10 protein-coding genes are annotated in these 12269 nt (G+C 43.6%); 7 read left to right on the top strand and 3 right to left on the bottom strand.

Annotated features, from left to right (window positions below; translation table 11 throughout):
* Positions 1–222 precede the first annotated feature (222 nt).
* From AOT82_RS09525 to gluQRS, 3 genes are all read left to right on the top strand, one after another.
* A complete protein-coding gene (locus tag AOT82_RS09525; protein ID WP_071002795.1) occupies positions 223–1065 on the top strand; it encodes a metallophosphoesterase in 843 nt (280 codons plus the stop codon).
* Between the two features lie 472 nt (positions 1066–1537).
* Entirely contained in the window at positions 1538–1975 is a 438-nt protein-coding gene (gene dksA, locus AOT82_RS09520; protein ID WP_071002794.1) for an RNA polymerase-binding protein DksA, read from the top strand.
* Positions 1976–2215: 240 nt separating this feature from the next.
* Positions 2216–3196, top strand: coding sequence for a tRNA glutamyl-Q(34) synthetase GluQRS (gene gluQRS, locus AOT82_RS09515; RefSeq protein WP_379542900.1), 981 nt, complete (start codon positions 2216–2218; stop codon positions 3194–3196).
* Positions 3197–3303: 107 nt separating this feature from the next.
* Here gluQRS and ftsW read toward each other — a convergent pair whose 3' ends face one another.
* Both ftsW and murD read right to left on the bottom strand, forming a co-directional pair.
* Positions 3304–4500: a putative lipid II flippase FtsW gene (gene ftsW / locus AOT82_RS09510; RefSeq protein WP_186474963.1), complete on the bottom strand. Its 1197-nt coding sequence runs from the start codon at positions 4498–4500 to the stop codon at positions 3304–3306.
* 288 nt (positions 4501–4788) lie between these two features.
* Positions 4789–6225 (bottom strand): UDP-N-acetylmuramoyl-L-alanine--D-glutamate ligase, encoded by a 1437-nt coding sequence (gene murD / locus AOT82_RS09505; protein WP_071002793.1) that lies wholly within the window; start codon positions 6223–6225, stop codon positions 4789–4791.
* Positions 6226–6893: 668 nt separating this feature from the next.
* Between murD and AOT82_RS09500 the strand changes: the two genes are divergently transcribed.
* The 4 genes from AOT82_RS09500 (at position 6894) to AOT82_RS09485 (ending at position 11598) form a co-directional block, all read left to right on the top strand.
* On the top strand, positions 6894–8393 hold the full coding sequence (locus AOT82_RS09500) for a SulP family inorganic anion transporter (RefSeq protein WP_071002792.1): 1500 nt from the start codon (positions 6894–6896) through the stop codon (positions 8391–8393).
* 180 nt (positions 8394–8573) lie between these two features.
* On the top strand, positions 8574–9428 hold the full coding sequence (locus AOT82_RS09495) for a universal stress protein (RefSeq protein ID WP_071002791.1): 855 nt from the start codon (positions 8574–8576) through the stop codon (positions 9426–9428).
* Between the two features lie 462 nt (positions 9429–9890).
* On the top strand, positions 9891–10229 hold the full coding sequence (locus tag AOT82_RS09490) for a P-II family nitrogen regulator (protein ID WP_010197981.1): 339 nt from the start codon (positions 9891–9893) through the stop codon (positions 10227–10229).
* Positions 10230–10335: 106 nt separating this feature from the next.
* A complete protein-coding gene (locus AOT82_RS09485; protein ID WP_071002790.1) occupies positions 10336–11598 on the top strand; it encodes an ammonium transporter in 1263 nt (420 codons plus the stop codon).
* Between the two features lie 196 nt (positions 11599–11794).
* Here the strand turns inward: AOT82_RS09485 and AOT82_RS09480 are convergent, their stop codons facing one another.
* Positions 11795–12178, bottom strand: coding sequence for a DUF2147 domain-containing protein (locus tag AOT82_RS09480; protein WP_071002789.1), 384 nt, complete (start codon positions 12176–12178; stop codon positions 11795–11797).
* Positions 12179–12269 lie beyond the last annotated feature (91 nt).

The following is a 12269-nucleotide window of genomic DNA, read 5'->3' as shown; positions in this document are numbered from 1 at the left end:
AAGCAGGGGACAGGACTCTTTTTTGCCGCTTCATCGTTAAAAATAAGCGCTTAGAATGACTAAACTTATTATTTTTAACATCGAATCGCCTAAAAAATAGTCGCTGTCAGTGCCATGGTCGAATGTTCAACACGCCCTAATATAATTTTGAAAATAGTAGATCATTTATCCATATTCGTTCTCACAATGACCATTGTTTTGATTCGATAAGGGACCGACCCAATGCCGAACTATCCCGTCAATAAAATCAGCACGTCCGATGAACAGATAAATATTTTACAAATCACTGATTTGCATCTATCTACGCCTGTCGCTGCTGATACTGACAGTAGTCATGTCAATGAAGTGGGTGATTGTCAGCGTAATTTTGAAGCTGTACTGCAGCAAGCACTGAGTGAAGATATTCGCTGTGATTTGATTATCGTGACTGGCGATCTGGTCAGTAAAGTAAAGCCCGCCACCTATGACCATATTTTTGCCGTACTACAGGCAACTCAAATTCCTTTTGTATGTATCGCTGGCAATCACGATGTGACTGATGAGAATGGTGAAGACTTGCCGTTTTTTCAGCGGACACTCATTGCCCAGCCTGCTGACTCACGCTTACTCAGTCGGCACATCATTGAGAGTGATCACTGGCAGCTACTGTTATTAGACTCGTCTATCACAGGGAAAGTGGCAGGTGAGATAACCACTACAGATATTGATTGGTTATGCAAACGGCTTGAGGCATGTGATAAGCCTGCGCTTATCGCCCTACACCATCACCTCATCCCAGTAGATTCTGACTGGATTGACACCCATATGGCGCAAAACGCTGAAACTTTTTGGGAGTATATGGCGCCTTTTGAGCATTTACAGGTAATCATTAGCGGTCATACTCACCAAGAGCAGATTCGTCATCGTCAAGGTGTGACTGTTTATAGCACACCATCTACCTGCTATCAATTTAAACCTTATTCGCATGATTTTGCTTACGATGAAGCTTGCTTGCCTGGTTACCGCTGGTTGCAATTAGCCAACAATGGAAAGGTTGCAAGCTGGATTGAAAGACTGGATACTTAATGCCCATATTTATTGGTGCATAAAATAGCTATAGCGCTTACACGTCAAGGATTTAGCACCTATTAACTGAAGTGGCACTAGAGAGTAGATTAAGCAAAAATGAGATCAGGATAAAAAATAACTTCATTATTATTAAAAACAATGATACAACTTGTAAAATGAAGCGAAATGACCTGATATCTCACATTAGTCAGCAATATAGTAGCTAAAATCGTTTTTCACAGTCAGTCATTTACCACATGATTGCAGCCATGCTATTGAACGAAAATTTTGCATCGCAGTATACCTAAGCAATGGTGTGTCGATACCGATAGACCAGCATAACGATATTATTTGATCAGCTGTGTTACTTGTGTTACCAAGTGGTAAAACGTTTGATAAAAGGACAAATTATAGCGTTTGTAAAACTGATAACGTCTTGTCTTTTGATACGTCGTTTTATTGAATTAATTTGAAAAAGTAGGATACCTATATGAGCACCGTGACCACAAATCCAAGTGAAGTCAAGTTTACTCCTTATGTGCCAGCCCCAGACGAAGAGTATATGTCTGATGCACAGTTAGAGCATTTTAAGGCGATTTTGTTGGAATGGAAAAACCAACTGATTGGCGAAGCGGATCGTACCAAAAGCTACATCCAAGACGAATCAAGCGCCATGCCTGATATCAATGATCGTGCCACTCAAGAAGAAGAGTTTGCCCTTGCTTTACGCACACGTGACCGTGAACGCAAACTTATCCGCAAAATCGACAAATCCATATTGGAAATCGAAAATGATGACTATGGATTTTGTGAAACTTGTGGCGTAGAAATCGGTTTGCGCCGTCTAGAAGCACGTCCAACCGCAACCCAATGTATCGACTGCAAGACCTTGTCTGAGATTAAAGAACGCCAAAACCAAGGCGCTTAAATCAGATAGAACTAAGATGACTGTAAAACAAAGCGACCCTATGAGTGGTCGCTTTTTGCATTTTAGACGACCGTTTAGATGACTGCCTCTTCACGCAAACGCTCCCCCTACTCTGTGTTAAGTAGAGGGAGCGTTGGTGAAATGTTGCCTTTGCTCACGAAACAATCTCATTTAATAAATATCTTTTGGACCTGATTTTTATTATTCTATCTGTATTATTTTTATCGATAGCCATTTATTGTGAAAACTATTCCTACTGATACGCCATCTCACACCAAATCATCCCAGCCTATTGGCCGCTTTGCCCCTTCACCAACGGGTGAGTTGCACCTTGGTTCTTTGACCACGGCACTTGCAAGCTTTTGCCATATCAAATCGCTCGGTGGACAGTGGCTGCTGCGTATCGAAGATACCGACACCGAGCGCTGTGATAGACAGTTTACTGAACAGATTTTGATGGACTTAGAGGTGCTTGGGTTGCACTGGGACGGTGATGTCATTTATCAGTCTGAACGTATTGATATTTATAACGAATACTTGTCTTCATCGTTACGCCCATTGACCTACGGCTGCCAGTGCTCACGCAAATACCTAGAGCAATATTGGGCGCAAGAGGAAATTAATAGACATCACAATAATGCTAACTTAACACAACCATGCAATCAAACGCAGCCAAACAGACAGCGTTACCCACGACGCTGTGTTGCATCTGGCCTTGATAGGCAACAGCATAAATTACGTATACAGCTGCCAGACTATAAAATTGGCTTTCACGATGGTATCCAAGGACTGCAATGGGACAATCCGCAGCAGACACTAGGAGATATGGTGGCTCGTCGTCAAGACGGTATGATCAATTATATACTGGCAGCCAGCATTGATGACGGCCTACAACAGGTAACTCATATCATGCGTGGTTTGGACATTTTACCCATGACCACAGCACAGATCAGTATCATGCAGGCGGCACAACTGCCAACCATCGACCATTGGTATCATTTACCATTAATCAATAATGCTGACGGTCAAAAGCTCTCTAAGCAAAATCTTGCGCAGCCAATTGATACCTCAGACCCAAGCCGTCTCATTACTCATGGATTAGAGCTACTCCAGCAACCAAAGGTCGATATCGACACACCAGCCAATATGCTCAAGCAAGCAATTGCTCAATGGGACAATACGCCGCTACGAGGGAAGCAGCAGTTGAATTCGCCTTATTGAAGATAACTAAAAAGCAACTCACAAAAAAAATAGATAGCAAAAAGCGCCACTGTTTGCGGCGCTTTTTTAGTGCTTGATCATAGAATGTATAGACTAATTTAAACTTTTTAGTAGTAGCGGCATTGGCTCTTTTCAATCTCAGGACTTTCTTTATATATTTTTAATAATAAAGCCACCATCATCAAGCTAATCAACATTGAAGAACCGCCATAACTAAAGAATGGCATGGTGAGACCTTTGGTAGGAATGGCACCCATGTTCATCGCCGCATTAATAATCGTCTGCGCAATAAACACCACACCGATACCGAACGCGGTATAGCTCATGCGCATTTGGCGACGTTTTAGCGCGTTGTAACTGATACGCATCGCACTACCGATAATCAATGCTTCAAGTATCAATACCATACTGACACCAACAAAACCCAATTCTTCACCCGTAATCGCCAATAAAAAGTCAGTATGCGCCTCAGGCAAATGCGACAGTTTTTGCACGCTTTCGCCATAACCAACCCCGGTAAACTGTCCACGGCCAAAAGCAATCAGACTACGTGCCAGCTGATAATCGGTATCCTGCACATCATCAAACGGATCCATGAACGACATCACACGTACCAATCGATACTCTGCCGTGGTCACCATCAACACTGCGCCACCAACGGCTGCCGCACCCAATGCTAAGAAATGCTTATAAGGTGCTCCAGCGATATAAAAAATCGCAAATAGCGTCCCCAAAATAACGACAAAAGAACCAAAATCTGGCTGCGACAATAGCAGTATCGTTATCAGTACCACCACTAGCATAATGCGTAAAAAGCCGTCTAGGCCATTACGAACCTCAAAAGAGCGGCGCACCACAAAATCAGAGACAAACACAATCATGACAAGCTTAGCCAACTCGGCTACCTGAAAGTTAAAGCCTCCCAGCGTGAGCCAGCGCTTAGAGCCGTTAATGGGTGTACTAAACAGCGTTGCCACCAGCAAAATACCAGTAATACCCAACAAAAGAAACTGCGTTTCAGTCTTATATAGCGTCCGTAACGACACACCATAATAAGGGATAATGGCGACGATTAACCCAATCGTCATGTAAAGTAGCTGATTATTGAAAAAATACAGCTCCGTCATACCGCGACTGAGCGCAAAAGGAATAGAAGCAGAAGCCACCATCAGCAGACTAAGTACCATCATGCAACCTACGCTCGATAGTAAAATTGCGCGCGCTGATGGCATAGAAAGCACACCATCTGAGCCAGAGGCTTGCTTGGTTTTGGGCGAAGAACGAAAAAAAGAAGAGAGCGCCATAATTTTATATACACTAACAAACGAAAAAACACGGCGTCTATGAAACGCCACCGTTTAAAAAATCATAAAGTAAATCTTACTAGATAGACGATGATAAAAACCCTCAATCATCAAAAAATGCTTGAGCAATCATTTATCTAGCAATCAGAGTCATTACGGTCGACAGTAGCAGCAATTTATAAGCAAAACAATCATTTATACGAGAAATACTGCTTTGGTTAATAAGTAACTCACGTGCTACTACACCATCTAAGCTAATCTGTTCGAGCCCATAGCCATTTAAAACTTTTAACTGATAATCGTGCTGTCTGATTGTGCCGTGTCTAACTGAGCAACCAATCGACTGAAATGCTCACCGCGAGCCGCATAACCACTGTATTGATCAAAACTGGCACAGGCAGGTGACAACAATACCGCTTGCACTTGCGATAGGCTGCTGGCAGTGACTTGCTGAATAGTGACAAAGGCGTTTTCTAATGTTTGGCATTGATGCAATGCGACATCGTCGCTGATCTTGGCGGCGCGTAAATGCTGCTCAATCTGCTTGCCATCCTCACCAATAAACAGCACTTGGCTGACATACTGATTGATAAAGGGCGTCAACTCGCCAAACTGCTGGCCTTTACCTTGCCCGCCTAAAATCAATAATAGCTTACCATCTTTTGGTGCATAGACCGCGCCTAGCCCTTCGATAGCAGCCATGGTCGAGCCAATATTGGTGCCTTTAGAATCATCAAAATAGTCGATATTAGCAAAGCTCCCTACATACTGGCAGCGATGCTCAAGACCTGTGAATTGCTGTAACGTTTCGAGCATACTCTCAAGGGGCAAACCTGCAAGCTCACCGAGCGCTAAAGCTGCTTGCGCGTTTAGCAGATTATGACGTCCTTTCATCAACAGTTTGTCTGCGGACAGTAACCTTTCTGTACCACGCGCAATAAATGTTTGACCTTCCCCATCTGTTATCAGGCCGTACTGTCCTTTGTCAGGCGCATGGATGCCAGTACTGATCCTTGGCAGATTGTCTGCAACCAATGGACGGGTGAGTGCATCCTCACGGTTGATGACGACGGACTTAGCGCCTTGGAAAATACGATGTTTGGCCTGATGGTAGCCCAGCATATCACCATGGCGATCGAGATGATCTGGCGACATATTGAGGACAGTAGCAACCTTTGCCCCCAAGTTTGTGACGGTTTCTAGTTGAAAGCTAGATAGTTCTAGCACCGCCAGCTCCATGTTCGTATTATCCAGCAAAGTGAGTGCCGGTATCCCTATGTTGCCGCCCACACCCACATTGATACCAGCGTCTGCTGCCATTTGCCCCACTAAGGTGGTCACGGTGCTTTTGGCATTGGAGCCTGTGATCGCCACGATCGGCACCGTACAAGCCTCACAAAAAAGCTGAATGTCGCTGACGACGGGAATATTTGCGTGACGAGCTGCTGCAATGGCAGGTGTGTCAAGCGAGATACCAGGACTGATAATAATGCGGGCAGCTTGCTGCAATAATTCTGCATCAATGTTACCAAACTGACGAACCTCAATCTCATCTGGCAGTTGTGCTGCCAGTGTAGGCGCGACCTGTGCATCTGTTACCGCCACTTGATAGCCTTGTTTGGCAAGATAATGCGCGACCGATAACCCAGACTGTCCCAAACCAACCACGACCTGTAGACCATTACCCTTGTGGATCAAGGTTTCTGTTGCGTTATGAGCGGTCATATCTATTCCTTCTATTGAACGAGCGAGATGTCATCAAGCACACTGATGCGGATAGCGACTCCAAATGACACCGTCGAGATGACAAGCATCATAACGGTATCGTTCAGATTTCGGTACTGATTTTTTATGTGTTTGTGCTATTATTCGCCTATTTTTATATTCAGTGGCTAATGCTATAATAGCTAACTTAATTGATGCGTGACATTGCTATATGATAAAGCAGTTCACCCAAGCATTTTAGTTTATCATGTTGTCACATTAATCGCGCTATTGTCACGTCTCTTTAGCAATGATTCAAGTGTCACAATGGGATGTCAGACCCGCATTCTTTTCTGGCAGATTATTGATTACCCTCTACTGCAGCAAGTGATTGCTGATTCTATGTCTTACGATAGGCCTTTTTTATAGCCTATTTTAAGCAATCTGGTTCAAACCATATTTTAGGTAGTTTTATTGCTCTTATCATCTTTTTGAATATTGATGAGCGTATTTGTGATACCAAAAAAATCAGTAGACATACTTATGATTGACCTTTCACATTCCAACACGGCAACATGACCTGTGCATGTTGACGTAAAAGAAAAATGAATAGCTATTTTTAGTGACACGATCATTTTATAAATGAGTAATGATTACTTTTTTTGCCTCTAACCCTATGTAGTTTACTTATGATATCTTTTGTTGATAACTTGCGTGACGAGTGGTTCTCCAACGTTCGCGGTGACGTTTTATCGGGCTTGGTTGTCGCCTTGGCGCTTATTCCAGAAGCCATTGCCTTTTCTATTATCGCAGGTGTTGATCCAAAAGTCGGCCTATATGCCTCATTCTGTATCGCGGTCGTGATTAGTTTTGTCGGTGGTCGTCCAGGTATGATTTCGGCAGCAACGGGTGCTATGGCCTTAGTCATGGTTGATTTGGTTGCCGATCATGGTTTGCGGTATTTACTGGCTGCGACCTTATTGTGCGGCGTCATTCAGGTCGTCATGGGCATCCTAAAGCTCGGTAATTTGATGCGCTTTGTCTCGCGCTCAGTCGTCATTGGCTTTGTCAACGCACTGGCAATATTGATATTCGCCGCCCAGTTACCAGAATTAAATCCCATGACTGAACGTGTCGGTATGACGGTATATATCATGACGGCTGTGGGTTTGGCAATTATTTATCTGTTTCCACTTATCCCTAAAATAGGCCGTGTGATTCCCTCTCCATTGATTTGTATCGTTGGTTTGACAGCGGTCGCCATGTATATGAATCTTGATATTCGTAACGTCGGTAACATGGGTGATTTGCCAGATTCGTTGCCTGTGTTTTTATTGCCTGATATTCCATTAAACCTAAATACATTGTTGATTATTGCTCCTTATTCTATTGCGCTTGCCATTGTGGGTTTATTAGAGTCTATGATGACTGCGACGATTGTCGATGAGCTGACCGATACGCCAAGTGATAAGAACAAAGAGTGCCGTGGTCAAGGCATAGCTAACGTGGTGTCAGGTTTCTTCGGTGGTATGGCAGGCTGTGCGATGATTGGTCAGTCAATGATTAATGTAAAATCCGGTGGACGCACGCGCCTTTCTACCTTGATCGCAGGTGTAGTACTGCTTATCATGGTGGTGTTTTTGAGTGAATGGGTCAGCCAAATTCCGATGGCAGCCCTCGTTGCTGTCATGATTATGGTATCGATTGGCACGTTTAACTGGCAATCTATTCGCGAATTCAAAACGCACCCTATGTCATTCAATATAGTGATGCTAGCGACGGTATTGACCACTGTCTTTACGCACAACTTAGCTTATGGCGTTGGTGTTGGCGTGTTGCTATCTGCCTTAGCATTTGCCAATAAGATTGGTCAGTTCTTAACCATATTCAGTGAGTACGATGATAGTAGCAATACCCGTTATTATTATGTTCAAGGACAGGTATTCTTTGCCTCTACGACGCAGTTTTTGAATAGCTTTGATACCAAAGAAGCGGTAGACAGCATTCAAATTGACGTCAGCCATGCACATTTTTGGGACATCAGTGCTGTTGATACCTTGGACAAGCTGGTCATGCGCTTGCAACGTGAAGGTATTAATGTCAAAGTGGTAGGACTCAACAATGCGAGTCGAACACTGATTGACCGCTTCTCTATTCACGATCGCCGAGATATTGGCTTATTAGATTAAGCAAATCTACGTCTAACTTGTCATTGATGTATGGCAAGGTTGTATGGCAAGGTTTTGTGAATCGATGGATAAGATGGATAAATAGACAGCTGCGTTGGTCAAAAGAGTTGGGTATGTACGTGATGCCTTAGCCCTACGCTGAGTGGCTGATTTTGATGATTAGAATGATGTGGCCGTTTTATGAGTAACTTAAAACCAGATAGTGTCATTGCTTGCTTGGACTGTCCTGATCATGTTCAAGCTGTATTAGAGGCCAGCATGTGGGCTTCTATTCGCTTGCGCGCGCCTGTAGGACTGCTACATTCAGTCCCAAGCTTACAGCAAAAAGCTGCGGTCAATTATTCTGGTTGTCTCAATATCGATGATGAAAATGCCTTGCTTGAGCAGTTCACAACCAAAGAGCATTTGGGCAACTGTGAGCTAAAAGCACAGGGCAGACTATTATTGTCTCAAGCTACCACGTATTGCGAGCAAAAGCCTCATAAGCTTAAAACTTATACCTTGCATCGTCATGAAAACCTGAACCAGAGTATCGATTACGTCGATGACAAGGCACAATTGATCGTCATCGGTCATCATGTCACGTGCAAATCGACATTAGGACAACTGATTAGAGTCAGCCACTGCCCCATTTTGGTGACACATGCACCATTTTTGCCCCCTACTACCGCTTTGTTTGCTTTTGACAACAGTCCAACATGCCATAAGTTACTTAATTGGTTGTGTAAAACTCCGCTCGTGCGTGCCTTGACCATTCATATTGTCATGATCGGTAAAGAAACCTCTGATAACTGTGACGCCCTACGTGAAGCATACGCGAAGCTCAAGCAAGCAGGTATCAAATCTAAAAAAACATTATTAGACTGCCGTGATGTTGCGGCGGCTTTAAATTACTACCAAAACCAAAACGATATCGGCCTACTCATAACAGGCGCGTTTGGCCAATCGCGTTTACGTGAGTTGCTACAAGGCAGCGATACTAAGAAGTTATTAGGCAGCACCAAAACACCGTACCTCCTTTTTCCTAAGGCTTAAGCATCGTTTTATCTACACACATAGCCTATCTATATAAGCGCAGAGCACCAATGACTCTTTTGGTCTCTGCCGCTTACCGCGACCTCTCCTCTATTTAGCTTTAATCAGCTGTCATCAAACGTTCATTTTATTACTAAACTCAAGTTAGCAAATCGTCACATGAAATAGAGGGATAGCCTCCCCAAGCACCTAAAAAGTTGGTTATAATAAAGTTTTCATTAACCAAACGCTAAAGGTTGATTCGCTTTTACTATGTTTATAATGATGGCTCTCATCATTACATCGTCACCCATATACTCTGTTGCAACCGCGGTTATTTTTGAATAAATAAACCCAATTCTACCTCCCCCTTGAGTAGGTTGGCACAGTTCTTGAATAACTTATCGTAAGCAAAGCAGAGATACGACGATGCACTATAATGCCTCTATCAATCTGCGGCATCACACAAATAAGGAATTTTTTATGAAGCTAATCACTGCGATCTTAAAACCGTTTAAGCTCGACGATGTGCGTGAAGCGCTTTCTGACATCGGTGTTAAAGGTGTTACCGTCACTGAAGTCAAAGGTTTCGGTCGTCAAAAAGGTCACACAGAGCTCTATCGCGGCGCAGAATACGTGGTGGACTTTTTACCTAAGGTAAAAGTCGAAGTCGCTGTGATCGACGAGATGGTCGAACCTGCTATTGAAGCAATCACTCGTATCGCTAGCACTGGCAAGATTGGTGACGGCAAAATCTTCGTCACTGCGCTTGAGCAAGTCATTCGTATCCGTACGGGCGAAACCGGACCTGATGCTATCTAGATTTGAGGCCATATCTATAAACATCGATTTATAGAGAAAGGCTCTTACTGCATTTTTATCTATCGGTCATACCGATATCTATATTGTAAATTCAAGGGGAATTTAAATGGAAAGTCAAATCTTTGAGCTCCAGTATGCGCTCGATACGTTTTACTTTTTGATCTGTGGGGCGTTGGTCATGTGGATGGCAGCTGGCTTCACTATGTTAGAGGCCGGATTGGTCCGATCAAAAAACACGGTCGAAATCTTAACTAAGAATGTCGCGCTATTTGCAACCGCCAGTATCATGTACATGATATGCGGCTACGCTATTATGTATGGTGGCGATCTGTTCTTGAGCGGAATTGCAGGCGGCGACACCTTGGTAGAAGACGCGTTAGCAGCCTCTGCCGAAAATGGCTTTAGTGGTGACTCCGTCTACTCTGCAGCCTCGGACTTTTTCTTTCAAGTTGTCTTTGTAGCAACCTGTATGTCAATCGTTTCAGGTGCTGTTGCTGAGCGTATGAAGCTATGGGCTTTCTTATTATTTGCTGTTGTCATGACTGGTGTTATCTATCCATTAGAAGGCAGTTGGACTTGGGGCGGCAACGATGTCTTTGGATTATTTAACCTAGGTGACATGGGTTTCTCTGACTTTGCAGGCTCTGGTATCGTCCATATGGCGGGCGCTGCTGCTGCTCTAGCAGGTGTATTACTCCTAGGACCCCGTAAAGGTAAATACGGTCCTAACGGTGAGATACGTGCGATTCCTGGCGCCAATCTTCCACTAGCCGCGCTTGGTACGCTGATCCTATGGATGGGTTGGTTCGGTTTCAACGGTGGTTCAGTACTAAAACTTGGCGATATCGCCAGTGCCAACTCTGTTGCCATGGTCTTTTTGAATACCAATGCTGCTGCTGCTGGCGGTGCTGTAGGCGCTCTGTTAATCGCTCGTATCATCTTTGGTAAAGCGGATCTAACCATGCTCCTAAACGGTGCATTAGCCGGCCTAGTCGCCATTACTGCAGAGCCATCAACCCCTTCTGCGCTACAAGCCACTCTTTTCGGTGTTGCCGCTGGTGTCATCGTCGTATTATCAATCTTAGCGTTAGATAAAATCAAAATTGATGATCCAGTGGGTGCAATCTCAGTTCATGGCGTGGTTGGTCTGTTTGGTCTACTAATCGTACCAATTACCAACCCAGCATCTACCTTTATCGGTCAGATTACAGGCGCTGCGACCATCTTTGCTTGGGTATTTGTTGCAAGCTTCATCGTTTGGGTCATCATCAAAGCTGTCATCGGTATCCGTATCTCTGAAGAAGATGAGTACGAAGGTGCTGATATTGCAGAGTGTGGTATGGAAGCTTATCCAGAATTTATCAGATAAGATCTCTTAATAGTCTAAACCCTATCGTTCGATACGCTGATACTACTTACCGTAGTGTCAGCGTTTATTATTTTATTGAGTAACCTCCCCTTACTGATACAATAAAATATAAAACATAAAAAATCCCGCAGTACCTTTCGGTAGTGCGGGATTTTATCTATTAAGTACAGATCTGATAAAAAACTACTTGATCGACTTATTTCTTTTTCCACTCTTGGCTACGAGAGAATGGACCAATATAGCCTCTTAGCTTCAAAGTATTACCACTTAGATTTGCCGTCATACGATAATCTTTGCCTTTTTCAGGATCAGTAATCGTACCACCGCTGTATTTACCGCCGCCATCAGATTTTAGACCTCTAATAATGGTCTTGCCTATATGCTTTTTGCCTTTGGCTGAGTTAGTAGCAATGAGCGTACCTGTCAGTACCCCATTTGACTCAGTAATTTTTACCGTACCTTTTGGCTTGCCTTCATCATATGTCTGCCAAGTCGTATTGGCTAATGGGTCAGCAGCAAATGCCATACTAGCAATACCAATACCAGCAACGGCTAACGTGGTTTTTGTAAATAATTTCATAGATTGACTCCCTTCATACAATGATTGCTCGAAACATTATGTTTCTGATGTCCTATGCTTATCCTTTGCTAGAATCTTTTATTACAAGCTT

The sequence above is a fragment of the Psychrobacter sp. AntiMn-1 genome, from assembly GCF_001854065.1.
Taxonomy (GTDB): Bacteria; Pseudomonadota; Gammaproteobacteria; order Pseudomonadales; family Moraxellaceae; genus Psychrobacter; species Psychrobacter pacificensis.
This window is presented reverse-complemented; position numbering and strand designations above follow the sequence as displayed.

Excerpts from the sequence above, each read along its gene's own strand:
- AOT82_RS09525 (WP_071002795.1), top strand. The coding sequence starts at position 223 with ATGCCGAACTATCCCGTCAATAAAATCAGCACGTCCGATGAACAGATA.
- AOT82_RS09495 (WP_071002791.1), top strand. The coding sequence starts at position 8,574 with ATGAGTAACTTAAAACCAGATAGTGTCATTGCTTGCTTGGACTGTCCT.
- AOT82_RS09480 (WP_071002789.1), bottom strand. The coding sequence starts at position 12,178 with ATGAAATTATTTACAAAAACCACGTTAGCCGTTGCTGGTATTGGTATT.
- murD (WP_071002793.1), bottom strand. The coding sequence starts at position 6,225 with ATGACCGCTCATAACGCAACAGAAACCTTGATCCACAAGGGTAATGGT.
- AOT82_RS09485 (WP_071002790.1), top strand. The coding sequence starts at position 10,336 with ATGGAAAGTCAAATCTTTGAGCTCCAGTATGCGCTCGATACGTTTTAC.
- AOT82_RS09490 (WP_010197981.1), top strand. The coding sequence starts at position 9,891 with ATGAAGCTAATCACTGCGATCTTAAAACCGTTTAAGCTCGACGATGTG.
- AOT82_RS09500 (WP_071002792.1), top strand. The coding sequence starts at position 6,894 with ATGATATCTTTTGTTGATAACTTGCGTGACGAGTGGTTCTCCAACGTT.
- ftsW (WP_186474963.1), bottom strand. The coding sequence starts at position 4,500 with ATGGCGCTCTCTTCTTTTTTTCGTTCTTCGCCCAAAACCAAGCAAGCC.
- dksA (WP_071002794.1), top strand. The coding sequence starts at position 1,538 with ATGAGCACCGTGACCACAAATCCAAGTGAAGTCAAGTTTACTCCTTAT.